The sequence below is a fragment of the Calditrichia bacterium genome, assembly GCA_020634975.1.
Classification (GTDB): Bacteria; Calditrichota; Calditrichia; order RBG-13-44-9; family J075; genus JACKAQ01.
Window position 1 is genome coordinate 273,732 of sequence record JACKAQ010000002.1, and the last position, 26,091, is coordinate 299,822.

General features: G+C 45.9%; 26 protein-coding genes. 16 read left to right on the forward strand and 10 right to left on the reverse strand.

The genetic code is table 11. The features are described from left to right. Positions 1-68: 68 nt before the first annotated feature. Complete coding sequence (dctP, locus tag H6629_15455) at positions 69-1,064, reverse strand: TRAP transporter substrate-binding protein DctP (protein ID MCB9069192.1); 996 nt, start codon at positions 1,062-1,064, stop codon at positions 69-71. 19 nt (positions 1,065-1,083) lie between these two features. Further along, entirely contained in the window at positions 1,084-1,956 is an 873-nt protein-coding gene (locus tag H6629_15460; GenBank protein MCB9069193.1) for a hypothetical protein, read from the reverse strand. A gap of 283 nt (positions 1,957-2,239) precedes the next feature. On the opposite strand from H6629_15460, the gene H6629_15465 reads away from it, so the two are divergent. Then, entirely contained in the window at positions 2,240-2,941 is a 702-nt protein-coding gene (locus H6629_15465) for a TIGR02206 family membrane protein (protein ID MCB9069194.1), read from the forward strand. Positions 2,942-2,964: 23 nt separating this feature from the next. Here H6629_15465 and H6629_15470 read toward each other — a convergent pair whose 3' ends face one another. The 5 genes from H6629_15470 to H6629_15490 form a co-directional block, all read right to left on the reverse strand. Further along, a complete protein-coding gene (locus H6629_15470) occupies positions 2,965-3,165 on the reverse strand; it encodes a DUF4177 domain-containing protein (GenBank protein MCB9069195.1) in 201 nt (66 codons plus the stop codon). Positions 3,166-3,194: 29 nt separating this feature from the next. Then, complete coding sequence (locus H6629_15475; protein ID MCB9069196.1) at positions 3,195-4,097, reverse strand: glycosyltransferase family 2 protein; 903 nt, start codon at positions 4,095-4,097, stop codon at positions 3,195-3,197. Positions 4,098-4,319: 222 nt separating this feature from the next. Then, positions 4,320-5,039: a HEAT repeat domain-containing protein gene (locus tag H6629_15480; GenBank protein MCB9069197.1), complete on the reverse strand. Its 720-nt coding sequence runs from the start codon at positions 5,037-5,039 to the stop codon at positions 4,320-4,322. Between the two features lie 240 nt (positions 5,040-5,279). Next, the gene (locus H6629_15485; protein MCB9069198.1) at positions 5,280-6,458 is read right to left on the reverse strand and encodes an amidohydrolase; all 1,179 of its coding nucleotides are present in this window, start codon (positions 6,456-6,458) and stop codon (positions 5,280-5,282) included. A 1-nt stretch (position 6,459) separates the two neighbouring features. Further along, on the reverse strand, positions 6,460-7,848 hold the full coding sequence (locus tag H6629_15490) for an IS4 family transposase (protein MCB9069199.1): 1,389 nt from the start codon (positions 7,846-7,848) through the stop codon (positions 6,460-6,462). Between the two features lie 430 nt (positions 7,849-8,278). Between H6629_15490 and H6629_15495 the strand changes: the two genes are divergently transcribed. From H6629_15495 to H6629_15565, 15 genes are all read left to right on the forward strand, one after another. After that, positions 8,279-8,746: a sigma 54-interacting transcriptional regulator gene (locus H6629_15495; GenBank protein MCB9069200.1), complete on the forward strand. Its 468-nt coding sequence runs from the start codon at positions 8,279-8,281 to the stop codon at positions 8,744-8,746. Then, positions 8,730-9,353 carry a sigma-54-dependent Fis family transcriptional regulator gene (locus tag H6629_15500; protein MCB9069201.1) on the forward strand — a complete coding sequence of 208 codons (624 nt, stop codon included), beginning with the start codon at positions 8,730-8,732 and terminating at the stop codon, positions 9,351-9,353. The genes H6629_15495 and H6629_15500 overlap by 17 nt, the downstream gene beginning before the upstream one ends. Before the next feature lie 50 nt (positions 9,354-9,403). Continuing rightward, positions 9,404-10,654, forward strand: a complete 1,251-nt coding sequence (locus tag H6629_15505) for a ribonuclease H-like domain-containing protein (GenBank protein ID MCB9069202.1) — start codon at positions 9,404-9,406, stop codon at positions 10,652-10,654. 65 nt (positions 10,655-10,719) lie between these two features. After that, positions 10,720-11,814 (forward strand): ATP-dependent 6-phosphofructokinase, encoded by a 1,095-nt coding sequence (locus H6629_15510; GenBank protein MCB9069203.1) that lies wholly within the window; start codon positions 10,720-10,722, stop codon positions 11,812-11,814. A 64-nt stretch (positions 11,815-11,878) separates the two neighbouring features. Next, entirely contained in the window at positions 11,879-12,631 is a 753-nt protein-coding gene (locus tag H6629_15515; protein ID MCB9069204.1) for an NAD-dependent deacylase, read from the forward strand. A gap of 34 nt (positions 12,632-12,665) precedes the next feature. Further along, complete coding sequence (locus tag H6629_15520) at positions 12,666-14,879, forward strand: tetratricopeptide repeat protein (protein MCB9069205.1); 2,214 nt, start codon at positions 12,666-12,668, stop codon at positions 14,877-14,879. A gap of 113 nt (positions 14,880-14,992) precedes the next feature. Continuing rightward, complete coding sequence (gene trxA / locus H6629_15525; GenBank protein MCB9069206.1) at positions 14,993-15,316, forward strand: thioredoxin; 324 nt, start codon at positions 14,993-14,995, stop codon at positions 15,314-15,316. 67 nt (positions 15,317-15,383) lie between these two features. Further along, positions 15,384-15,977 (forward strand): YihA family ribosome biogenesis GTP-binding protein, encoded by a 594-nt coding sequence (locus tag H6629_15530; GenBank protein ID MCB9069207.1) that lies wholly within the window; start codon positions 15,384-15,386, stop codon positions 15,975-15,977. 172 nt (positions 15,978-16,149) lie between these two features. Beyond that, positions 16,150-16,872 carry an SH3-like domain-containing protein gene (locus tag H6629_15535; protein MCB9069208.1) on the forward strand — a complete coding sequence of 241 codons (723 nt, stop codon included), beginning with the start codon at positions 16,150-16,152 and terminating at the stop codon, positions 16,870-16,872. A gap of 271 nt (positions 16,873-17,143) precedes the next feature. Next, positions 17,144-17,950, forward strand: coding sequence for a transporter (locus tag H6629_15540; GenBank protein ID MCB9069209.1), 807 nt, complete (start codon positions 17,144-17,146; stop codon positions 17,948-17,950). Between the two features lie 29 nt (positions 17,951-17,979). After that, positions 17,980-19,209, forward strand: a complete 1,230-nt coding sequence (locus tag H6629_15545; protein MCB9069210.1) for a molybdopterin-dependent oxidoreductase — start codon at positions 17,980-17,982, stop codon at positions 19,207-19,209. Further along, the gene (locus H6629_15550; GenBank protein MCB9069211.1) at positions 19,209-20,198 is read left to right on the forward strand and encodes an NAD(P)-dependent oxidoreductase; all 990 of its coding nucleotides are present in this window, start codon (positions 19,209-19,211) and stop codon (positions 20,196-20,198) included. The genes H6629_15545 and H6629_15550 overlap by 1 nt, the downstream gene beginning before the upstream one ends. Next, complete coding sequence (locus H6629_15555; protein ID MCB9069212.1) at positions 20,195-21,349, forward strand: DegT/DnrJ/EryC1/StrS aminotransferase family protein; 1,155 nt, start codon at positions 20,195-20,197, stop codon at positions 21,347-21,349. The genes H6629_15550 and H6629_15555 overlap by 4 nt, the downstream gene beginning before the upstream one ends. Then, positions 21,346-22,089 carry a WbqC family protein gene (locus tag H6629_15560; GenBank protein MCB9069213.1) on the forward strand — a complete coding sequence of 248 codons (744 nt, stop codon included), beginning with the start codon at positions 21,346-21,348 and terminating at the stop codon, positions 22,087-22,089. Before H6629_15555 ends, H6629_15560 begins: the two co-directional genes overlap by 4 nt. Then, complete coding sequence (locus tag H6629_15565; GenBank protein ID MCB9069214.1) at positions 22,067-23,221, forward strand: glycosyltransferase family 4 protein; 1,155 nt, start codon at positions 22,067-22,069, stop codon at positions 23,219-23,221. Before H6629_15560 ends, H6629_15565 begins: the two co-directional genes overlap by 23 nt. Here the strand turns inward: H6629_15565 and H6629_15570 are convergent. The 3 genes from H6629_15570 to ppk2 form a co-directional block, all read right to left on the reverse strand. After that, a complete protein-coding gene (locus tag H6629_15570) occupies positions 23,218-24,360 on the reverse strand; it encodes a glycosyltransferase family 4 protein (protein MCB9069215.1) in 1,143 nt (380 codons plus the stop codon). The genes H6629_15565 and H6629_15570 overlap by 4 nt on opposite strands. Positions 24,361-24,381: 21 nt before the next feature. Beyond that, the gene (locus H6629_15575; GenBank protein ID MCB9069216.1) at positions 24,382-25,155 is read right to left on the reverse strand and encodes a hypothetical protein; all 774 of its coding nucleotides are present in this window, start codon (positions 25,153-25,155) and stop codon (positions 24,382-24,384) included. A gap of 195 nt (positions 25,156-25,350) precedes the next feature. Then, positions 25,351-26,091, reverse strand: a complete 741-nt coding sequence (gene ppk2, locus H6629_15580) for a polyphosphate kinase 2 (GenBank protein MCB9069217.1) — start codon at positions 26,089-26,091, stop codon at positions 25,351-25,353.

The following is a 26,091-nucleotide window of genomic DNA, read 5'->3' on the forward strand; positions in this document are numbered from 1 at the left end:
GCATTTGGCTTTTAGCCTTTGGCTTTTAGCTGTTCTCCACTTTATCCTTTATCAATTATCCTTTATCCTTATTTCGCCGCTTTTCCGGCGCGAAAATCATTCAACGCATTTTGAACCCGATCGAGCAATTCTTGCGAATACAATTTGCCAACCAGCGATTCCCCGGCAGCTTTGGAAGCGGTATAAAATTCTTTCAAATTTGCTTCCGGCACTTTCACAATTTCGACACCGTTTTGAACCATCAAATCGATGGCTTTCTGGTTATCCTGTCTGCCCAGTTGGACCAGTCGGGTCATGTGTTCGCGACCTTTTTCCAGCAAAATTTTTTGATGTTCCGGCGACAGTTTGTCAAACATTTTTTTTGTGATCAGCACTGCGCCGGTCACGTTTGCCAGCGGCACATCCATCATCGTTTTGATGCGCGTATGCCATTGCAGCGAAACACAGGGCAGCGGTGGGACATAAACAGCTTCGATTAAATTGGTTTGCAGCGAAGTGAGCACATCGGTCAGCGAGAGCGGAATGGCGCTCACTTTGAGCGCGGAAAACGTGGCTTCGGCAACCGGATCGCCTTCCCACATCCACATTTTTGTGCCGCGCAAATCCGCCAGCGAAGTGATCGCTTTTTGCGAATACACATACGCAAAACCGACATCCGCCCAGCCGAGAATCACGAAGCCGGCGTCTTCAAATTTCTTCTGGAAATCTTCGTACAGCAACGATTTGATATAATCCACTTCTTCGTAGCTGCGATACATCATCGGCAATTCCATAATGCGCAGTTCTGGCACGATTTCGCCAAGCCCGACACCGGTGAATCCGGCGCTCTGCAACTGCCCGAATTTCATTTTGCGGAGCACATCTTTTTCATCGCCCTGAATCTGGCTCGGGTAAATTTTGAACGAAACTTCGCCGCCGGTCAATTTTTCAACTTCTGCAGCGTATTCGCGGAGGACTGTCAGATAAGTTGACCCTTCCGGCGCAACCGTTGCGAATTTGATTTTTTGGGCAAAAACCAATTGGGTGAAAATCGATAAAAATATAACAAACAATAATTTACGCATTTATTTCTTCTCCTGAAATTTACAAAATATCATCTTTGCGGGATTGCAAATCTGCTGCTTTTCGTTTGGCGACTGCCGTCAGCAATTCATATCCCGGCAACACATCTTCCGGTGCTTCAAGCACTTCGCTGAGCATCCGGTCAAACAGTTCTTCATCTAATGTGGTTGTTGCATAAAATTGGGCGTAATACACTTTGGTGATCAAAAATTTGCCGTCTGAAATCGCCAATGCTTTCTCAAAATGTTCTTTTGCTTTTTCCGGGCTGCCGCCGAGCATCGGTGGAATGGAGCCGAGTGTGCTGCCCCAAAAGAGGTGCGCAGAACCAAAAAAGAAAGTTTCGTCGAGTTCCAGCACCCGGGTCATCATCGCTTTTACTTTACTCAGATCGAACACTGCCTGCGGGTCGTTGCGATTTAAATTTACCCACCCTGCCCAGGCAAACGCCGTCCAAAAAAGGGTAGGGAGGTCTTTTTTTTCCAACATCGGCAGCCGTGCGACAAAATCCGATTCTTTAACCGGAATGCCATTTTTGAACGCTTTGGTTTGTTGCAGCCGCAATAATCCATAATCGCGGGCGCGCAAATAAATGCGGCTGGCGCGATCCGGCGCACTATCTTCCAAAAATGCCAGCGCCAAACCGGAATAGCCCTGGGTGAGCATTTCCAAAATGGTTTTGTTTTTGGGATCGGCGCGGTGAAATCCTTCAATCAGTTTGAGATTGGCGGTGATCGCCGTTTCGGCAATTTGCAAATCGGGCTCCGCATACAACGCTTCGATGCCGTATTCGAACAAACCGCTGGTGGTATTCAGCGCAATTTTCTGGATGCTGCAGCTGTTCAACAACAGAAAAAACAGGCTGGCAATGGTGAGTTGGCGTAGATTAATTTTCATGGCGTATCGCGGTTGTCATTTCGTATCGGGTTCTATTTCTGTTTTTATCGCTGTCAATATCCGAACATCGGCAGTGCTAATCAAGCAAAATTCAACTTTAGGCCTGTGCATAGTGCCAAAAAGGTGCCAACAAAAAATGCGTTATATTTAGGGGATTCGCAGTGATTTTTTGCCTTTTTTTGAATTCATTCGACAATTTTGGCGAGGATAATTCGACAAAAATTGATATATTTTGCGCCGTTGATTGGATTCTCCCGAACCAGAAAAGTTACCGGTGTGATAAATGACAAAACGCGTGCTGACCCACAATTCCGAATTCAGAAGTTACGACAGACACCACAAATGGGTATTGCTGGTGACATTTTCGTTAACCATTTTGCTGCCGCTGATTGCGATAAATTGGCTGAGTCTGGCGCAACAAGTGTGGCTGAACCGGCTGATGGCGATGTATCTCTCCGGCACAATTATCGTTTGGACGTTTGTCCGGCTAGGGCTGAAACGGTTCGATTACAAAAACGATTTGCCGCTGGATATCTGCAATATCATCGCGTTGTTTTTGCCCGTTGCGATGTGGCAGCCAACCCAGTCGGTGAATGAAATTCTATATTTTTGGGTGCTGGTGGGCACGTTGCAGGCGATCATCACGCCAAATGTGGAAGATGGATTTCCAACGTATACCTTTTTCAAATATTTTACGGTTCACAGTGGACTGGTGGTTTACATCATTTATTCGACAACGGTATTCGGGTTGTATCCGGATTGGATAAGTATCTGGAAATCCATTGCTTATCTGCACATTTACGCAGTGTTGATTCTCATCGTAAATCTGCTGATCGGCTCTAATTATTTCTACATTTTGCGAAAGCCGAACAAACCTTCGCTGCTCGATTATCTCGGTCCGTGGCCGTGGTATTTGCTGGCCTGCGAAGCGTTGATTGCGGTGCTTTGTCTGGTCGTTTATCTGCCGGTTTGGTTATTGCGGTAAAATCAAAATTTTAGTTTAGATTTCTAATCAACAATTTCCCGTTTCATTATGCCGGAAAATTCAAGTCTGGATTCCAGTTCACGAAAATCGGCATTGACCAGTTCCCAACCCTGTGCGCCAAGTTCGGTCAGGTAAACTTCAAGATCTTCTCTTTTCCGTCCTTTAAAAAGCCCAGCTGATTTAACATCCTGTGTGTCAATTATTTTGTATTCGAATTTTCTCATGATTTTCTCCAATTTAATTGTGTTCATATTTACTTTGATTTTTCAACAATTTTGTAATTGCGGTATTCACCAATTCGCCAGCCGGTCAGTTCTTCAATGGTGTGCAGCACGCGATTTTTCGCCGTGAAATTCGGGCGTTTGAATTTGAATTCCCAATCGCATTCCGCCGCGCGTTTTTGCATGGTTTGCGGGTGATCTTTTTGGTCAAATTCAACAACTTTGTCCACCTGCTCGTAATTGAATTCGGCTTTGTCTTTATATTTTTCCGCAATTTTATCGTCGGGATGCCACCATTGATCGAGCATTTTTTGCTTCTCAAGTTCCAGCTTCGGATTACGGACGCGGCTATAGGCGTAAATTTTCGGTTTGATGTGTTTCACCTGCAATTTGAATCCCGGATGCCCGTTTTCATATGCCTCAATTGAGGGATATTTGCGGAATCCCTGCGCATCTTTGTATGAGCGAATATTTTTCAAATTGCGAATCACCCGGATTTCCCGGCGATAGGTTCGCCGGGTGACGCAAACGTGTTTGTATCCCCAAAAATGGTTGTAATCGAACAGCAATCCCTCAATTTTGGGATCGTTTTGGCACAGCTCCATTTCCCGGACAATCGCATCGTAATCTTTTTCGTGAATCACTTCGTCGGCTTGCAGATAAACGCCCCAATCACCGCTGATTTCATCGAGCGCGACGTTGGTTTGCTGTGCCAGAATCCGTCCGCCAATGCGTAATTTTTCATCCCAAACTGTATCGATGATGCGGATTTTATCCGAACCGATTGCCGCAACCTGTTCCCGCGTATCGTCATCGGATTTCCCGATCACAACAATATATTCATCGCAAATCGGCAGCGCCGAGCGAATGGATTCCGTGAACGGATAACCCATCTTCTCACCGTTGCGCACCATTGTAAAACCGCTGATTTTCATAATATTTCTGCCATTTTTTGCAAAGAACTTATCGGGAAAACCGGAAAAGCGCAATCGCAAATAAATTTTGCATTCGGTGGAGGGGAAATTTCATGAATGATTTTTTTGGTGGGGGGAAATTCATGGTGTAGGGAAAATTCATCGTAGTAGGGAAAATTCATGAATTTTCCCTACGGATTGATCAATTCTGCCGTCAAATGTCATTTTTTGTCGGACTGGATGTTAGTCAATTGAAAGGCGTTCCATAATGCGTTTGGCGCGGGGATTGTCGCTATCGGCAAGAATATCGCCTGCTTTTTTGCGGATGCGCAAACTGTCATCGTTGCGCATTACATCTTCGAGAATATCAATTGCCGCGTCTGAATCATCAGCAAATTTACCGAGATACAGCACCAATTTGTATCGCAGCGCCGGATGCGATTCTTTTTTCAACGCATCGCCGAGTTGGGCAACTGCTTTGTCGTTCGATTTTCTGGCCAGCTCGCGATATTTATCCAGCCGTTCGCGTTCGTCGCGATCCAGATTTTGGGTAAAGGTGTAACCGTCAATCTTAATTTCGGGAATTTTAACATTAATTTCGGGGATATCGGGGATGTCGTGCAGGTCCATTCTAAAATGCGGCACATGAACATTGATATCGGGAATATCAATCTCAGGGATTTTGACACTGATTTCCGGAATGTCGATTTGCACTTCAGCCAACTCCCTTTGCGCCTCCGCGACTTCCCGTTGCGCTTCTGCCATCTCTTTTTGGGCTTCGCGCATTTCGTCTTCGAATTCGCTGAAATCGAAATCAAATGTGGTTCGCGGGACAGAAATTATCCGGCCATTTTTGAGAATGATGGTTCTGTTTTTGCCTTTTTTGGGTCCGGCGGCGTAAATACTGCCAACCAGTCCGGCAATCAGCAACACACAAATGATACTTACAGTCCCTTTTTTCATCATACATTCCTCATTTTTTTATGGCAATATCTCTATCGAAGTTATTTGATTGCATAAGTTAGAAAAACAACGCAGATATTAATTTTTCTCAATTATTCTACTTTACGGGACATCCGCAAAAAAGATGCAGGGAAATGTGCTAAAACCTGATGTTTTTCCAATAAATGAAATACAACAGTAGAGGCAATTCATGCAATGTAGAGGCAATTCATGAATTGCCTCTACATTGCGAACCGTGAGCTATTCAAACGAAAGCGCGAGGGTTGCGTGCAAAGCCATTCCGAGAGACATTGCGTCTTCGTCGATGTCAAAACGGGGATCGTGGCACATGTAAACGATATTTTTTTCCGGATTGCGGATGCCCAAAAAGATAAAGCAGCCGGGAATTTCCTGAGAATAATAGGCAAAATCTTCGCCGCCGAGCACCGGCGTAATTGGAAATTGCAGCTTTTCTTCACCGACCACATGTTTGGCAGCAGCTAGCGCTTTTTCGACAGAAACCGCATGATTAAACGTGACCGGATAGCCTTCGGTGTAATCGAATTGAAATGACGCACCGTGCGCGGAACACAGCCCTGCCAGCATGTTTTTTAATTTATTGCGGATCATTCGCTGAATATCTTTTTCGAAAGTGCGCACTGTTCCGGTGATTTCGGCAGTTTGCGGAATGACGTTGTGCGTTTCGCCCGAGTGAAATTTGGTAACGGAAATTACCGCAGATCGCAACGGATCTATATTCCGGGCAACAATCGATTGCAGATTGCTGATAAATTGCGCGCCGATCAAAATCGGGTCCACCGTTTCATTGGGCAACGCAGCATGTCCGCCAACGCCGTTGATAATAATTTCGAACACATCCGGCTGACCGAGTGCCGGACCGCTGCAAATGCCGATGTTTCCGGTTGGCAGTTGCGGCCACACATGCAGCCCGAAAATTTCGTCCACGCCATCGAGTGCGCCATCTCGGATCATCGCCGGAGCGCCGCCGGGCAGGTTTTCTTCATTTGGCTGAAAAATAAATCGCACATTGGCTTTCAGCCGGTCGCGCATTTCGGAAATAACCCGCGCCGCGCCGATCAGCATTGCCGTATGCGAATCATGCCCGCACATATGCGCTTTTCCATCGACGATAGATTTGTATTCGGGATTGCCCAATTCCTGCATCGGCAGTGCGTCCATATCTGCCCGCAGGGCGATGCGCCGTTTGGCGCCGGGAATGTTCAAATCGCTAACCACGCCGGTTCGCCCGATATTTTCACGAACCTCGAACCCGAGGTGTTTTAACGCATCCGATGCAATCGCGGCGGTTCGCTCGACATCAAACCCGGTTTCCGGATGACGGTGGATATCGCGGCGGATTGCCACAACATCATCAAAATGGCTCTGGCAACGACGCAAAATTTCCTGATTTATGTCCATTTTATAGCCTCCTGGATTCGTTTTGTTTGAAAAAAAGCACTGTTCTATTGCGTGAAATATACGGTTTTTCGCCCGCAATTCCACTATCGCGATTGACAAAATAACGCTCCGGTTTAGCGGTTTGAATAAAGTTTAGGCTGGGTTGTAGTATAATTTTTGCGCCATTAATGCAATTAATTGACAAACAAAAGAGTATTCGTTCTACACCAATCCAGTGATGTCCGGTTAATTTTTGCATATGGTTTTGATTCATGTATAGACTCAGATGTCGGGCTTCTTCCACCAAGGAAGTTAGCATTTCTGATTTCATTTTGAATTTGAATACGTAGCTGGCGAACACGTTTGATAGAGACTTTTTTTCATTATATTGGTTATGACAATAAATTGCAAGGAGTAGATAGGTAATCAACCCGGCAAGGATCTGAATCATCAGACCGTGATAGCTTCTGGAGATGAGATGATAAACTTTGAGATGTTGTTTCCACCATTTAAAGAAATCTTCTATGCGCCATCTCAGGCGGTAAATTTCAGCAACTTGCTCTGCCGACAGATCATAGCGATTGGTGGCGATCCAATATATTTTGCCTTTGACCCGGTAGCCAATGAGTCGAATCGGTCGTTCTGTTTGGTTTAGATATTCAGATCCCAGCAATACCATTGCATCAAAGAAAACAATGCTGTCAGATTGGGGTTGGTTATTGTTAATAATGACTTTACGCGTATTGGCTTTAATGCGACAGACAAACTGTTTGCCCTCGGTTTGCCAGCGATCAAAATTCTGATGATGCTGGTAATAGCGATCCATAACCGCTGTTTGTCCTGGTTGAAGAATTGAGTCCACAAAGGGGCGTTCATCGGCTTTGCCATTGGTCAAAAAGATCTTGCTGGGGATAGCGCGATTGACATCAAACCCCAAATGCACCTTGGCTTTTTTGGCACCATCCCGATAGTCAGCCCAGGTCATAGATAAAACCGCATCAATTAAAGAGCCGTCAATGGCCACCAGATCGCCCAGTTCTTTAAAATCTTTGGGAATCATGTGACTGGCTTGTTGCTGCAGCGCCTGATAAACCGATAGGAACTGTTCCAATCCCCGGTTATTAAGAATTTCGAAGAAAGTGCTATTCTTCATTCCATCAGGCGGCGCAATCTCACTTCGGGCAAACGCGTCTTCTTGCAAAATTTGAAGCAGATGCCGCCCGGAAGTATGTTCTTCCAGATGAAAAAAGATGAGAGATTTCAACATATGCTCAAAAGTAACTTCCAATGGTTTATTCCCGCGAGATTTAAAGGGTGATACCGTCATTAAAATTGCTTGCAACGGCTTTAACAATTCAGCAAACGATGGCGTATCAAATCGCCGTGAATTCGGATAAAAATGTTTGGGCATGTCGTGAAATACCAGTGGTTAAATATATACGAATAATTTAGGGTAGATAAATCACGACAAATTTTAACTCATATGCAAATTCCTAACCGGACATTACTGACACCAATCAAAAATAATCAAACACATATTTAGTTAAATAAATTTTCATTTGACGACAAAACCTAACCACTCATTTGAGTGAACCCGGTCTAAATAACGAAATAAACATTATTACGTAAACGGTGAGAAATTTGTGCCGTTTTCATGTGATTTCATATGTTCTGTTAATTGTGACGCTTTGTTTGGCGATCATGAAAATTGCGGTTTTTGATAATTATCATTTGAACAATACAGCTTTTTCCATTCAAAATAAATCGGCAGAAACCACAAAAATCGGGAAATCAGTTTATCGCACCTCTGAAAATGTAATCAAAAAACGGGAGCACAAACGATGCGAATTCCTCATACTTCTACCGCAGTAGCTGAACGCGATCCCCGGTTGCAAAAGCGCGGAAACCCGGTTATGAATGAAACCCCCAACCCGGTCCGTCACCGATCCGAGTTGTTTGCGGCAATCGTCGGCGATAGCGCTGCGATTGCCGCTGTTAAAGATTTAACAGCCCGGATAATGAGTCGAAAATGGCGCTACGTAATGATTTCCGGCGAACCGGGCACCGGGAAAGAGATGCTGGCGCGGGCATTGCACACCCACAGTTTCCGGGAATTCCGGCCGTTTGTGGAATGTCGCTGCAGTGAATTCGCATCGGAAGATGTTGAAAAATTACTTTTGGCATCGAAGCAACATCAAAGGAAAACAGCTACAGAGGATTGCTGGAAAGCGCCGAAAACGGCACATTGTTTATCGAAGAAATTGGCAAATTCAGCGTTCCCATTCAGGGAAATTGCTCAAGGTTCTTGAGCAGCAGCGCTTCCGACGAATTGACGGAACAGACGATATTCCGTTGAATGCACGAATTATTGCCACCACTTCCCAAAATTTATCTGACGAATTAAAAAGCGGTCATTTTTTGAGCGAATTGTATTACCGGCTGAACGTCGCCAACATTTTTTTGCCGCCGCTAAAAGAGCGCGAAAATGATATGCTGGTTCTGGCTGAACATTTTTTGCAACGATTTGCCGCCGAATGCGACAGCCCGGTTCGGGAATTTTCCGCAGAAGCCCAAAAAATGCTGGAACGCTATCCCTGGCCGGGAAATATCCGCGAGCTGCGCTATGTGACCGAACGACTGACGTTGCTATCTGACCGGCGGATAATCACCGCAGAAATGCTGCAGGATGTGCTTTTCGGGCGATCATTTCCCAATCGCAACGGATCTGTCGGCGTCGAAAGCATCGAAATTCCTCCAAAGGGCATGAGTTTGCAGGAAGGCGAAAAACATTTGATCGATGCCGTGCTCCGGTTGAACAATTGGAATAAACGCCGATCTTCGCAAATTTTGGGGATTTCGCGTCCGCGATTGGATCGCAAAATTGAGAAATACGGACTTTCGCCGGAGCAAAAATAATCCCGGAATATTCCCTTTTTTTTGCGATATGCTTCGCGTAAATTCTCGCGATGAGTATTCGTGACCGATTAAACAGACTGGCAGGCGATGCCGCAACGCCGGAACCGCAACCGGTTGTGGCAGACTGGGTGAGCGATCTCCAGCAAGAGCTGCAAATGTCGGTATTGCAGGAGTCACGTTCGTTTATTTTAATGAAGGAAACCGTTTGCCCGCTGTTCGATGAGCCGTATTATGAAACGCTGTATTCGCAGGGTTTTCGCGTTCCGCAGCTGCGAAAAATCAGCGCAGATTTTCCCGCAGACTTACCTGACGACCAAATTAACCTCCGCAACGCATTATTTATCGATACCGAAACAACCGGTCTCGCCGGCGGAACCGGCACTTATCCGTTTTTGATCGGGATCGGGCACGTTGAACTGGATCACCTTGTTGTCCGGCAATATTTGCTGCCGGATTTCGTGCACGAATGGCTGATGCTCAAACACCTCGATCAGGCGTTGCTCGCCAGCGGATTTACGGTTTCATTCAATGGAAAATCGTTTGACCTGCCGTTGTTGCGCAGCCGCTACATTCTCAACCGGATGGAAACGGTGATGGACGATTGCTTTCATGTGGATTTGCTGCACGCTGCCCGGCGAATCTGGCGGCGACGGCTGCCGGCTTGTGATCTGCAGTCGCTGGAGCAGCACATTCTCGGCAAAACCCGCATCGGCGATGTTCCCGGCGAAATGGTGCCGCATATTTATTTTGAATTTATCCGCAAACGCGATGCATACATGATTCGCGATGTGCTGGAGCATAATTATCACGATATCGCCAATATGATGATGTTGGCGATGCACATGGCCGCCATCTGCGAAGCGCCGGAAATGCATTTGCAGCATCCGCAGGATCAATTTTCTTTCGCGATGTATCTCATGAAAAATCAATCGTTTGCAGAGGCAATCCGATTGTTGGAAAATCTGTTGTCCGGCTCTGCAAAACTCGCCAAAGATGCGTATGCCACTGCGGGATTTATGCTGTCGCTGGCATTCAAAAAATCGGGCGATTCGGTCCGCGCCAAGCTGCAATTGGAGGATTTGCTGGAAAAACAGGTGCTCAACCCGGAGGTGATCGAAACGCTGGCAAAATTTTATGAGCACGAAGACAAAGATTTTGCCGGCGCATCGGAAATAACCGAGCGCGGTATTCAATATCTGGAATTGATCCGGCAACTCGATCCCAAATCGGCGATGCTCAAATTTCTGCCCAAATTAAAGCACCGACACAAACGGTTGCAAGGGAAATTGGGATTGAAATAATCGCAATTTTGGGCTATATTACTCGCTTAAAATATTGAAATTAACATCGAAAAGTGGTTTGAAAAATGGGTAAAAGAAGAATTGGCATTTTAACCGGCGGCGGCGATTGCCCCGGTTTAAACGCCGTGATTCGCGGGGTTACCAAATCCGCAATCGGGCAATATGGCATGGAAGTGTTGGGTTTTTACGACGGCTTCGACGGATTAATTGACGGTCGTTTTACCATTTTACGGCAGGAAGACGTGTCGGGAATTCTCACGCAAGGCGGCACCATATTGGGGTCGAGCAACACGGCAAACCCATTTGCCTGCCATGTTGGCGATGGCGAAAAACGCCACGTTGTGGACAAATCGGACGAATGTATGGCGTTGTATGAAGATTTGGGTTTGGAAGCGCTGATCTGCGTGGGTGGCGACGGCACAATGAGCATCGGCGGAAGGTTGGCTGAAAAAGGTGCCAATATCGTCGGTGTTCCCAAAACCATCGACAACGATTTGATGGAAACAGACCTGACCTTCGGTTTCGATTCCGCGCGAATGACTGCAACCGAAGCGATCGACAAATTGCACACAACTGCGCAATCGCATCACCGTGTGTTGTTGGTTGAGGTGATGGGCCGCAACGCCGGTTGGCTGGCGCTGGAATCGGGTATCGCCGGTGGCGGCGATGTCATTCTCATTCCGGAAATTCCCTATAATATAAATGAAGTGGTCAGTGTTGTTCGCAAACGCAGCCGATTTGGCAAACGGTTCAGCATTGTTGTGGTTTCGGAAGGGTGCAAACCGGAAGGCGGCGCGCAGGTGTATCAGCGGATTATCGAAGAAAGCCCGGATCCGATCCGGCTTGGCGGCGTCAGCCACATCATCGGCAAACAATTGGAAGATGAAACCGGTATCGAATGCCGGGTTGCGGTGCTCGGGCATTTGCAGCGCGGCGGCACGCCAACACCGCTGGATCGATTGCTGGCAACCCGATTTTCCGTGAAAGCGGTTGAGTTGTTCAATGAAGGCAAATTTAACCACATGGTTGCGCTGCAAGGTAATCGGTTGGTTGCGGTGCCCGTCGAAAAGGTGATGAATCGCCAACGCACCGTTCCGCAGGATCACGAGTTAATTCAATCTGCGGTGGCGGTCGGCACCAGTTTTGGACAGAAATTATGAAATTAACACGATTCAACATATTGTAAAAAAAGGATTTGGAAAAACGCAGGGAACAGAAAAAGTTATGCAGCTGACCCAAACTTTTTTGGCGCGATTACAAAAAGCATATTCGGTGGTGGTGATGACCGGTTCCGGCATCAGCGCTGCCAGCGGCGTTCCGACTTTCCGGGGAAAAGACGGATTGTGGAAAAATTATCAGCCGCACGAACTGGCAAGTTTGGATGCGTTCACCCGCCAGCCGGAGGTCGTTTGGGAATGGTATCGCTGGCGACGCAATATTATTCGCAACGCACAGCCAAATCCCGGGCATTTCACGTTAACGGAATTCCCCAAATATTTTCCGGAATTCCACCTGATTACCCAAAATGTGGATGGCTTGCACCGGCGGGCTGGTTCCCAAAAAATCATTGAATTACACGGGAACATCATGCGCAATAAATGCATAGACTGTACGTATCTCGGCGAAGCCGATGGCGAAGATGAATCGCAGCCGGTGCCGGAATGCCCGAAATGCAGCGGCAAATTGCGTCCCGATGTGGTTTGGTTTGGTGAAACGCTGCCAATGGATGAGGTAACAGAAGCCCAACGCGTATCGCAGGAAACAGAGATATTTTTTTCGATCGGCACTTCGTCGCTGGTGGAACCGGCGGCGTCATTGGCATATCTGGCAAAAGGGAACGGCGCATATCTCGTGGAAATTAATCCCGATGAAACGCCGCTGAGCAGCGTCGCAAACGAACGCTTTCCTTTTGCGGTTGAAAAATTTTTACCGGCATTGGAAATGGTGATCAAAAAATTGCGAAAACCGGTTGCGTAAGTTTTATAAATTTAAATGAGTTAAGGAAATATTTATGCCGAATTACAAATCGATCCTTGTTTTGGGGATGATTCTTTTCGGGAGCGGTTGCGCCTATTACAACACGCTGTTTAACGCGAAAGATAATTATAACGAAGGTCTCAAAATCTTGCGCGAGTCTCCCGAACAAACCACAATACCGGCAAACGCAAGAAAGTCATTCGAAACTACTATCGATAAATGCTGGAAATTGATTGATATTTACAGCGACAAGAGCAAATATGCCGATGATGCACTGCTGCTCATCGCCAAAAGCGAATTTCATATCGAAAAGTATATTCAATCGAAACAACACCTTGATCAATTTATGCGCAAATACAGCGAAAGCGATTTGTTCCCGGAAGCCAATTTGTGGTACGGAAAAATTTTGCTGTATGAAAAAGATATCGACGGTGCGAATGAATATTTCCGCCGCGTGATTAACAACGGAAAAGATGCGCAAATTCGGTCCCAAGCCAGCTTCGAATTGGGGAAATATGCTTTTCAGCAGAAGGATTACCCAAAAGCTATTGAATATCTCCAAACTGCGCTAAAAGAAGATTTAAGCGACGAGTATAAAGCAGAAGTCATGTATTCGCTGGCGGAAGCGCACTATCAGCAGGGCGATTTAAAAAACGCTGTTTCCCAATATGAAAAAGTCGAGAAGCAAAACCCCACACTGGATATCGAATACCGTTCCAAAATGCAGCATTCCCGGGCGTTGGTCAAAATGGACAAATCCACCAAGGCATTGGAAATTTTGCGAAAAATGATCACTGCACCGCGTTTCAAGCCATTTTTAACCAGTATCAAAACGGAAATTGGCGGTATTTACGAAAAACAGGATGATTTGATAACCGCGGTTGAAACCTACAACGAAGTTATTTCCGAAAAACGCAGCGATGTTGGCACTGCCTGGGCAGCTTATCATCTGGCGCAATTGTATGAAACCGAGTTGAATAATCTGGATTCTGCGGTGTTTTATTACAAAAAAACCAATCAGGTTTACAGCAAATTCGACAGTGCGGAAGTTGCGTTACGCAAAGAAAAATATCTCGGTGAATTCAAGGAAATTGTCGACAACATCGACCGTGACGAGCTGTTGGTTACCCGCCTTACCACCGAACCGGATTTTCTGGATTCGCTGTACGAGGCGCAATATGAAGATTCATTCCGCATTGCAAACGGTTTGGGAATCGAAGATACTACCGCGTTCGATTCGCTGTTGGCTATTCAACAAATGGATTCTGTTGCGACGGATTCAAGTCTTTTTGGAAGCATCGATTCGCAAACCAAGCTTTTTAATCAATCGGTAGATACGTTAAATCCCAATATTCCACAGGACACAGATCCATTGGCAGCCGGCACCACAAAAATTAATAGCGGTTTACCGCCCAATCCCATACCCGCAGCCGCAGGAAAAAACAACAAAAATGTGAAGCCAAAGAAAAAGCTCGAGAAGCGTAAATTGCCGCAAATCGAATTTGACTTGATGAATTCCCGTTATCAATTGGCTGAGTTTTATTTGTTGAAAGAGGAAAATTACGATTCCGCAGCGTATTATTTTGATGACTTTATCCATACGTACGAAGATTCAATTTTAACGCCTAAAGCATATTATTCATTGATTTACATTAATCGTTCGCCGCAGGTGAACAACATGCAAAAAGTTTATGAATACGAAAAAGAGTTGCTCGCCAATTATATCGATTCCCCGTTCGCCATTGAAATTATGAAAAATCGTGGTATGTATGAGGAGGAAGAAAAAGCAATTTCCGCGGAGGAAATGGCTTATCAGAAATTTTTAGCTGCGGAATCACTGTATTTTGCGGGACAGTATCGCCCGGCAATTGAAGCTTATGAAAAAATTGCAGATTTGGATACTTCGTGGAACATCAGTGCGAAAGCCCAATTTGCCGTTGCCTGGGTTTATGAACGGGATTTGGGAATGCGCGATTCGGCATTTACCGCATACGAACGTATTATTCAACGCTTCCCGCAAGCTACTGATTTTGTTCGAGTTGCCCGAAAAAAAATATCCCCGCCGGTGGAAAAAGTTGAATTGACCGATTCCACAGCAATCGCCGGTGAAACCGCTATCGGCGACACCGGGGAAGAAGTTCTCGCTGAAAATACCGGCTCGGAAAATAATGCAGGTGATACAGCTCTGCGCAGTGAAGATATTCTCCGCGAAAAAATTCGCTGGCGAAACCAGCGGGAATCGCGATAATAATTTTTGTGTAACCAATGGCAAAGCTGAATTATCTAAATGATGTAATTAACAAAGCCAAGTTGGCAAAAAATTTTTTAGACGATATTTTCGAAATCGCGCAGGAGGACATAATGAGCGTTCCAGTTGAAATTACGGACAAAAACTTTAAAGAAGAAGTATTGGAATCCGAAACACCAGTACTAGTTGATTTTTGGGCTGCATGGTGTGGACCTTGTAAAATGATTGCACCTGTTGTAGAAGAAATTGCAAATGACTATGATGGAAAAATTAAAGTCGGAAAAGTGGATGTGGATCGCAATCAATATGCCGCAGCACAGTTCGGCATTCGCAGCATTCCCACATTGCTGGTGTTTAAAAATGGCGAAGTTGTGGATCAAATTGTCGGTGCAGTTCCCAAACCGATGATTACCCAAAAATTGGATAAAGTGTTATAAACCACTGAAAAATTTGGAATTAAGCGCCTCTGAGATTGTATGATTTCGGGGGCGCATTTTTTATGTTATGGAAATTATCAAGAATATCAAATTCATCAAAAGCTGCATGGACTGGCGGGATGCGCCAAAGCCCGGATTGCCGGAAGTCGCGTTTGTCGGGCGCTCCAACGTTGGGAAATCTTCATTAATCAACACATTGATTAATATGAAAAACCTGGCGCGCACCAGTAAACAGCCGGGAAAAACCCGTTCACTGAATTTCTTTTCGATGGACGAACGTTTTTTTCTGGTCGATTTGCCCGGTTACGGATTCGCCAAAATTTCCCAATCGGAACAGAAGAAATGGCAACAGGCTATCGAAGGGTATTTGCTGAACAGCGAGCAGCTAAAAATGCTGTTTGTGCTGATTGACAGCAAGGTTGGCGCGAAATCCAACGACGTGCAATTGGTTGAGTGGCTGCGTTTTAACAATGTGCCGTTTCAGGTGATTTGCACAAAAGTTGACCGGGTATCCAATAATGAAAAATCCAAACAGGAAAAATTGATCAAAGCGGCTTTGGGATTTGAAGAATCAGCCAAATTCCTGTTTTTTTCATCAAAAGACCGCACCGGACGCGGCGCGCTGTGGGGTGAAATATCCGGCATTATTTCCCGCGCGTAATTTTTTATTCGCCGTCAAAATTGCGATATTTGGTGTCAGACGATTATCCGTTCCACCCCAAAACAAATATACCTGCCATATTCCAACGAAAATTTCTTCCGCTTTTAATTCTGTTTTCGATTAGCTAACTTATCCTGTTAACTAAATTTAATAATTATTCAGGGGCTAAAAAATGAAGCTTAAACCGTTGTTTATATTGTTGTTTATTGGTGTCTGGTTTTCCGCATGTGAGGAAAAGCCTGAAACGCAGGCGCAGGCGCAAGCGGAAACCAAAACCACGTCGGATATGAAAAAGGCAAATACACTTGAGGTTGTCCAGGGCGGCACGTACACATATTTGCGCGTAGAAGATAACGACCGCGAATACTGGATTGCCACTTCCAAAACCGCTGTGGATGCCGGATCTTCTGTGTATTTCAAGCCGGGATTGGAAATGGTCAATTTCCAAAGCAAAGAGCTGAATAAAACATTCGATGTCATATATTTTGTACAACAGGTTAGCACCACACCGAATATGCCCTCAAGCGGCGGATATCCGGGAATGGGTGAAAATGAAAGAACCACATCGGAAACGGATGCCTCAATTCAGGTTACTCCCGCAGCCGGTGGTGTCACAATCGCAGAATTGTATAATAATCGCCAAAATTATGCGAATAAAACTGTCAAGGTTCGCGGTAAAGTAACCAAATTTAATGCGGAAATTATGGATCGTAATTGGGTTCATATTCAGGATGGCACAAAAAGCGGTAACGCACATGACCTGACTATTACCACAAATGAACGTGTCAACAAAGGTGATGTTGTTACTTTCAGTGGTAAAATTGTATTGGGCAAAGATTTTGGTGCCGGTTATGCATACGAAGTTTTGATGGAAGAAGCATCACAAACCGAATAAATTTCAAACATAATTGTTTTCTTTTGAGGCGACCTGCGGGTCGCCTTTTTTTTTGAATTGATAATTTTTCGATCAAAAATTATCAATTTTCACTGTTATTTGACTTTGTTTTAACCTGCCAAATTCCGCCAATGTTAAATCTTATCTTAACTGTTTGTGAGGACTTTGTGAACAATTCACGATACCTTGCATCATGCCGCTTTTAATTTTTCGAATTAATAATTTCCATAATTCAAAATGGTTGTTTGTTTGATTATCACAAGGCGAATAAATGAAAAAAATGCTGTTTCCTGCGATTCTGTTTGTGATTGTAAGCTGCTGTTTTTGCAACGTTTATGCTGGTGCATGGGCACAACCCAAAGGTAAGTTTTACACAAAAGCGACCTTTATTTTCTCAGATGCAAACGGTGTTTTGGGCACCGCTTCTCCGGCAACGTTCCGGGATTATGCCATTTATTTTTACGGCGAATACGGATTTTTGCCCCGATTAACCGGAATCATCAGCGCGCCATTTTTTAAAAAATCCATGAATGAGGCAAATTTTGTCCGGGGAAAAACCACCGGATATTTTGCCGGAGATATCGAATTGCAGGCAAAATATCAATTTCTCGATAAACCGGTTGTCGCATCAGCGCTGGTTGGCATCAAACAACCCGCATTTTACGATATTGCAGACATTCCGCCGCTCGGCAACAACGAAACCGATTTCGATGTGAAATTATTGCTCGGCGCATCGTTATATCCGGTTCCCGCGTATCTCACCGGCGATGTCGGCTACCGCATCCGCGGCGGTGATTTCGTGGATGAATTCCATTTCAATTTCGAAGCCGGATATACGTTGAAAAATCTGCTGCTATTGCGATTTGTCGGTAGCGTTATTCGCAATAATGGCGAATCCGATTCGGTGAGCAATCTGTTCGGTTTTCCGTTAACCCAACAGCGGACGCGGCTGGGTGGCGGCGTTATTGTGTTGCTCAATCAGCACATCGATGTGGATGTAACTTATCTGAAAACGACAGCCGGGTTGAACATTCCGGATTCGAAGGAAGTGTTTGTCGGAATTGCATTTAAGCGCTGAAAAAAAATCAATATTCGGAGAAAAATTCGATGAAACGTCGTGACTTTATCAAAACCGGACTTGCCGGAATTGCGTTGGTTTTTGTTCCCGGAATCGGGATTGTGAGCTGCACAAAAAACAGCGTTGGCCCACTGATCGATCCGATCGACCTGAATTTTTGTTCTCCGGTGGATATTCCCGAAGAGGAAGGTGGTTTTTACATCCAGTTTATCGAAGGACGCGATTATCGCCCGAGCGATCTCGAACTTGATACGTGGCGGTTGAAATTTACCCAAACGGTAAATGGTTCGGTTATCAAAGAAACATCGCTCAGTTTTGATGAAATTGCCACCCGTTATCCGGCTGCGGAGGAATCGTTTTTTCAGGCGTTCCAGTGTGTGGGAAATGCACCGGGCGGATTTCAGTTGAGCAACGGCTATTTTTCCGGTGTTCCGCTGCGCTTATTTCTGGAAAACGATTTGGGCGTAGATTGGGCGCAGGCAAAGCGGGTTTATTTTCGCTGCTACGATGATTATTTCACCAACCACACGAAAGCGCGGATAATGAACGATGATCCGCGTCCGGCGTATCTGGCTTACAAATTTAACGGCGTGCCGTTTAGCGCGCGGCGCGATGGATCGTATGCTCACGGTTATCCGGTGCGCATGGTTGTGCCGGAAATGTTGGGGATGAAAAGCCCGAAAGCAATCATGGAAATTGAGGTAAGCGACCGCGACGAGCCGGACGGCTATTGGGAAACGCGACCGGTGGAATCGACATCGCCGGATGTGCTGTGGGCGGATGTTCCGCCGATGCGCATCAACTCGCGAATTTACAATCCCGTCAATTATCAAACGGTGCGTAAAGGCAGTATTTACAATGTGAAAGGGGTTGCGGTCAGTGGGGTAAATCCGGTTGAAAAAGTGGAAATCGGGATTACAAAAGTGCGCAATCGAAACCAGATTGACGGCGAAATCAGTTGGCAGGATGCCGTCATCCGCGATCGTCCCGATGCAATGGCGCAGCCCGATTTTGATGATTCCAACGGCGCTGCGTTCGGCGAAGCGCTGTCCCGAATCAACAGCGGGGATTGGCCGGCACCGTATGTCTGGTGCCTCTGGGATGCCAACGTTCAACTGCCGACTACTGCGGGAAAATATGGATTGTTTGTCCGAGCAACCGACAAATCAGGCACAGTTCAGCCTTTCGAAGAACAGACCGCACAACAAAAAGCCGATGGCAATAACGCCTGGCACGGACTCATCATTCAGGTTGACTAATGGAAAAATTGCAAATTTTGGTGACCGGTGCAAACGGGCTGATCGGGCACAAATTATGTGAGAAATTGCTGGCAATCGGGCATGAAATTGTTGCGCTGTCCCGATCGAAACATCCGGATTTGTTGAAATCGATGCTCGGCAACACCAATTTCCGGTTGGTTACCGGCGATATCCGTGATGCTGTTTTCACCAAAAAATTATTCCGAAACAACCGTTTCGAAGCTGTTTTTCACATGGCTGTGGAACGCTATTTCCCCGATCCGGAAACAGCCAAAATACCGGATTTGCGATCACTACCGGCGTATCAAACCAACTTTGAGGGAACGGTAAATCTGTTGCAAAACGCAGCGGAATCGGGCGTTCGCGCATGGATACAAAGTTCGGCGATGATAGTCTTTGATATCGAACATTTATCTGATTTGCCGGTAAGTGAAAAGCACGCGCCCCAACCGGTTGAACCGAATGGATTGAGCGTTTTTCTGGCAGAGGAAGCATGCACCTATTTTGGTCGATCAAAAAATCTAAACTACACAATTTTGCGATATTCGGGTATTTTTGGAATCGGAAAGCCGCGTGGTATCATCACAAATTTACGCGAATATTTCACCACAGAAAGCGGTCAGATGCCGTCTGTTGCAACCAATCGCACCGGCGATTTTTTGTCTGCGGATGACGTTGTAACGGCAAATATTTTAGCGCTGAACCGGTTGCTGGCATCAGCAAATCCCGATCCGAAAAGCGGATGGCAGCGGCTGTTTCACATCGGTAGCGGCAGGGAAATTTCACCGGCAGAAGTTGCCCGAATGATGCGCAAAATCACCGGTTCTGAAAAGCCGGTAATTGAATGTGAATCGCCAAACCCGCGCCGGTTTTGGTTTGATATATCAGCCGCACGTCAGCTCCTCAATTTCGAGCCGACGGAATTAGAAACGAGTTTGAAACTTTTTATAAACCACAGCACAATTTCAGCGACGGAGGAGCGACAGTGAACCGTATTTCCGCCAACAAACCGTATTTCCCGGAACCAATTCGACGAATAATTGCTGATGAAATCGCCGAAATTTTAGCCGGTGGGCGGTTGACGCAGGGTCCGTGGGTATCGCGTTTTGAACAGGCTTTCGCCGAATACACCGGCGCAAAATTTGCCATCGCCACCAACTCCGGCACCAGCGCGTTGGAAATATTGCTGCGTTTTTTTGATGTTCGCGATTGCGAAGTGATTGTCCCAACCAACACATTTTTGGCTTCCGGCAACGCCGTGATTTTCGCGGGGGGAAAACCGGTTTTGGCCGATATTTCCGCCGACACGCTTTGCCTCGATCCTGAAGATTTGAAACGCAAAATATCGCCCAAAACCAAAGGTGTGATTCTGGTGCATATCGCCGGGTTGATTACGCCGCAAGTTTCAGAAATACGTGATTTGTGTCGAACTCGCGGATTGTTTTTGCTGGAAGATGCCGCACATGCGCCGGGTGCTGCAATCGATCAGAAATTCGCGGGAAATCTGGCGGACGGTGCTGCGTTTTCATTTTATCCGACCAAACCGATGACCACCGGCGAAGGCGGGATGATCACCACAAACGATCCGGCTTGTGTCGAATTTGCGCAATCGGTACGCTGTCACGGCATCGCGATCGGTGCGGAAAATACCAGCGAAAATAAAAATTTATTGTTGCGATTGGGGCACAACTGGCGAATGAGCGAACTGCAAGCGGTTGTTGGTTGGCATCAATTGCAAACGCTGGATGATGCCATTGCCAAACGCCAGATGATTGCCAATTGGTATGAGAATGCGCTGGCAAATTCACCGGGATTGCGTCTGTTTGTAATGCCTGAAAATGTGCGCCACAGCTTTTACAAATATCCGGTTTTGCTGGAAAAACCCGCGTCACTCAGCGAGGTCAATCGGCGATTGTTCGAAGAATTTGGTGTACAAAGTGGCAGCATTTATTGGCCGCCCTGCCATTTGCAACCCTTTTATCAGCAAAAATTTGGCTACCGACACGGTGATTTTCCAATCGCGGAGGACATTCTCGAACGCACGATCGCGCTCCCGATTTATCCCGAATTATCGCGGGATTCCGTCAATCGGGTGGCTGCAGCGCTTCATTCAATTTTGACCGAGCCGGTGCCCGCATGATTTTGGGCGCACACCAACCGAACTATCTCCCATGGATTGGATTTTTTCACAAAATCGCCCAATCGGACAAGTTTGTGCTCGCGGAAAACGTCCAGTTTTCAACCCAAAGTTATATCAACAGAACCCGGATCAAATCCGCAGATGGCGCGGCGCACTGGCTGACTGTGCCGGTGCATTCCGGCGACGGAAATTTGCTGATCAAAGACATTCGCATCGACAACAGTAAAAACTGGCGAAAAAAACACTGGAAGACCATTCAGCTAAATTACGGAAAATCCCCCTATTTTGATCGATATGCGCCGTTTTTTGAATCATTATTTTCAAAAGAATGGCAGTTTTTGGCTGATTTGAATATTGAAACAATAACGTATGTTTGCGAAAACTACAGTATTCGCACGCCGCTGGTTTCTGATTCATCGCTGAAAATCGACGCCGAAAACCCCAGTGACCGGATCATTCAAATGACCAAAATTACAGACTGCGATGCGTATCTATCCGGCAGCGGCGCCAGCAAGAATTATCTCGATCGGGAGCAGTTCTCGACTACAGGAATTGCGCTGAAATTCACAGCCTTTGACCACCCGGCGTATGCCCAACGCCACGGCAAATTTTTGCAGGGGTTATCGGTGATTGATTTTTTATTCAACGCCGCAGACACCGCACGGAAATTTTTTGAAATCGCCCAATCCTCCAAAACAAATTCCCGGAGATTTGATGATGTCTATCGAACAAGCCCATGAGAAACGCCCCAAAATTGCGCTGCTCACCGATACCTTTGTTGTCGGTGGCGGCTTGCAGCATATTTCCCAAATTGCCCGTTCGATGCCGGAAATCGTGTTCGGTATTTTCGCAAATGGCGGCAGCGAATTTGGTAAATTGGCTGCGTTGTCGAATGTCTGGATTTTCCCCGACGGCTACCATTTGGAAAATTTGCGCCGGTTTCAACCGGATCTGGTTCATATTCATCACCTCAAACCGCTGCTCACGGTTTTAAACAACCCGTTACGGAAAACTCCATTTCCAGTTTTGTTCACCGTTCACGGGTTGCACATTCATAAATATGAATTTTTAAAAGGGTTTAGTAGCCAAATTAAGTATCAACTGCGTTTTTATTTGGAAAAATATTTGCTGAAAAAAGTAAAAAAAGTGATCACCGTTTCTGAGGAAGATGCTGAATTTGTGCGCCAAAATTATGGGATTGCGAATCCGGTTTGTATCCCAAACGGCATTGATTACGACGAAATTAGTACTGCTGATTATACAAAATCCGAATTACGGCAAAACTTAAATTTACCGGAAAATGCCCGGATTTTTCTCACTGTCGCCCGTTTTCCGTTTCAAAAAGCACACGATATTTTACTCGCAGCAATTGCCAAAAATCAGACAAAATTGCGTCAAAGTAGCGCAATATTTGTGCTCATTGGCGATGGCGAGTTTTTTTCGGAAATGCAACAATTGGCAACATCAACCGGCATTTCCGATCTGCTAATGTTTTTGGGCAGGCGCCACAATGTGCCCGATTTTATGCATGCCAGTGATTATTTTCTCCTCCCTTCGCGGTGGGAAGGTTTCCCGATTACGCTGCTCGAGGCAGCCGGATGTAACTTGCCGATTGTTGCGTCGGACACCTTTGGCAATCGCGAAATTGTGTTTCACCGGCGCAGCGGGCTTCTGTTTGAAAATGAAAACTCAGATGAATTATCAAAAATTTTATGTGATGTTTTGGCAGGAAAATATGATATGCAGGCGTTTGCAGATGCAGCGTATCTGTATGTAAATGCTAATTTTACAGCCGAAATTATGGTTGAAAAAATAAGGGATGTTTACGAATCGGTGCTGCAAACCGAGGTTGTTTTCAGCGAAATGGTTTAGCCCTTTTTTGCGCAGATTTCCATAATTTTTTCAGTGGTTTGCGTCCAGGTAAATTGCTGTTCTGCGATGGCTCGCGCCCGCGTTGCGATTGTCCGCAACTCATCCGGATTGCGTAATAAATCGATGGTTGCAGACGCCAACGCAGCAACATCGCCGGGGGGCACCACTCGTCCCAATTGGTGCGTTCGCACCATATCCAAACCGGGAATATCGGAAACGATCACCGGTTTTCCGCACGCCAAATATTCATATAATTTCAGCGATGAACCGCCGATTTTGCTATTCCGTCCGGCAATTGCCGGCACATAACAAATATCGCACTGATTGATAAAATCCGGCACTTCCTGCGGAGCAACTTTTCCGGCGAAAGTGACCTGCGATTGAACATTCTGTGATTGCACCAAATTCTCCAGATCTCGCCGCTCCTGCCCGTCACCAACGATCAGGAGTTCTACATTTTGGAAGTGTTGACGAATCAGCGGAAGGCTGCGAACCAGAATTTCCACGCCTGCCCAATTGACTAAATTTCCCACAAATCCCAACCGGATACCGGTTCCGGTTAGTCTGCCGTTTGGGTGAAATCGATGGATGTTCACACCGTTAGATATTACAATAATACGAGATTTATCGACCGAAAAGCGTTCCGAAATCATCGATTTCAGTCCGTCGGTTACCGCAATTATTTTGTCGGAAATCCGGCAGTTCCAGCGTTCAATTTTCTCAAATATCGCCACCGCAACATCGGGCAAACCGAATGCGCTTTTTACTTCGTCTGCAACAATGCCGTTGACTTCGAGAACGGTTTTTATCCGCAATATTTTTCCGATAATTCCCGGTGCAATTGTCAAAAAGCCTTTTCGGGTGAACAACACATCCGGACGATTGCGCAAACAGCGCCACAGTAACACAAAAAACAGCCGGATTTCGTATTCGACAAATTTCAGTTTGCTGGATTTGAGCAACACATTTATCGGGCAAATGTTGAACGGGAAATTTTCGATGGTGGATTGAAAGCGGGGGAGGAGCAACATTACATCGTTGCCGAGCGTTTGCATTTCGGAAATGACTTCCAAAATGTGGGTGCGCTGGGCGTCGAAATTTGATAAATCGACCGCACAAATGTAATATATTTTCAGCATATCAATTGTGAGAGAATCGTTTTAGGAACCGCTTTTTTCGAGCCGGGCAAAAAGTTTTGGCAAAAATTTCCGGTGTTCGGGATTCACCAGAATAGATTTTTTGCGCAACAGATTCTGAATTTTGTCTTTCGGTTGTTCGCCAGTTAGTGTCCACCAAATCGGATGTGTCAGCAGTTGAATATTCTTTTTCTGCAGAAATGCGGCAGAATGCAGCAGTCCGCCATTTCGCCAGCGTCCACCGGAATCGCTGATGTATTTTACAGCGCCGTCGGCGATGGGTGCATAGACTTTTGCGATGCCGGGTATGTGCAACATATCCATTACACATTCAAAATTGGCCGGGCTATGAACGCTCACAAGTTCTTTATTTACAAATGGATAGTGCGCGGACAATGTAATGATGTCGCTGTTCAGCGTTTCGAAAAAACAGACGTCGGCATCGAACACAACATGCGGTGCGATGCAGTGACCCAGTTCGTGTATGTTGTGGATGAATTGACGATTTGTGGCGGAAAACGGGTTGTAAAATGGCGAGCGGACGCAAATAAAATAGGTTGAGCGGATGCCCAATTCAAATTCGATGCAGGCAATTTGAAATGCGCTTTCGAGATTGATGTCGATATCGTGGCGGAGAAAAATGTGGTGAGATGCGGCTAAATGTCCGTTTTCGGCGGTTTGCAGATCGCAAAATTGATAGCCCTGCTGCCGGATTTTTTGCATTAGCCGACGATATCCGTCCGGTGAAAAATCGCTGTCAACGTCAATTGCCGGATCAAGTGTTTGTGAATTTATCATTTGCAGCATCGCATTTCATTAAAATTAACGGGGTCAAAACGACAAAAAACAACCGGTTGAATCATGCTGCAAACTTACACGAATCTGTTCACAAAATCTTCACAGGGAGTTAAAGGAATCTTGACTTATTGGCGTGAGCAAAAAAAACTCCGGATAAAACTCCGGAGTTTGCAAAAAATGAAATGGTCGGCTGTGCTATTTTTCCGGGGAATACACCTGCAGCACTTTTGCATTTGGCGTAAAATTGATGTCGGCTTTCGCTTTATCTTTGTAATTGATTTGCGATAAAACATAGCGCATCGATTCCAGTCGTGCGAGCTGTTTGTTGTTACCTTTGATAATTGCCCACGGGCTGTGTTCGCGGTGGGTGTGTTCGAACATTGCCTCTTTGTAACGGGTGAATTCGTGCCATTTTTTTTGCGCCAGCAAGTCGGTGGTGCTCAGTTTCCATTGTTTCAATAAATTGGTGCGACGTTCCTGCAGTCGTCGTTTTTGTTCTTCGATATCGATTGAAAACCAGAGTTTGAACATCAGAATGCCGTCTTCGTGAAGCATGTTTTCGAATTCGGGTACCTGTTTCAAAAAATGGTGATATTCGGATTCGCTGCAAAATCCCATCACCGGCTCAACAACCGCGCGATTGTACCAACTCCGATCGAAAAAAACGATTTCCCCGGCGGCGGGCAATTGGGCAACATAGCGTTGAAAATACCATTGTCCGCGCTCGCGATCGGTGGGTTTGGGCAGCGCCACAACCCGCATTGCCCGCGGATTCAGGTATCGGGTGAATCTGCGGATAGCGCCGCCTTTGCCCGCGGTATCGCGCCCTTCAAAAATAATCAGCACCCGTTGCTGGGTTTCCTGCACCCATTTTTGCAATTTCACCAATTCCGTTTGCAATTGGCGCAACTCCGATTTGTAATTTTTTCTGCTCAT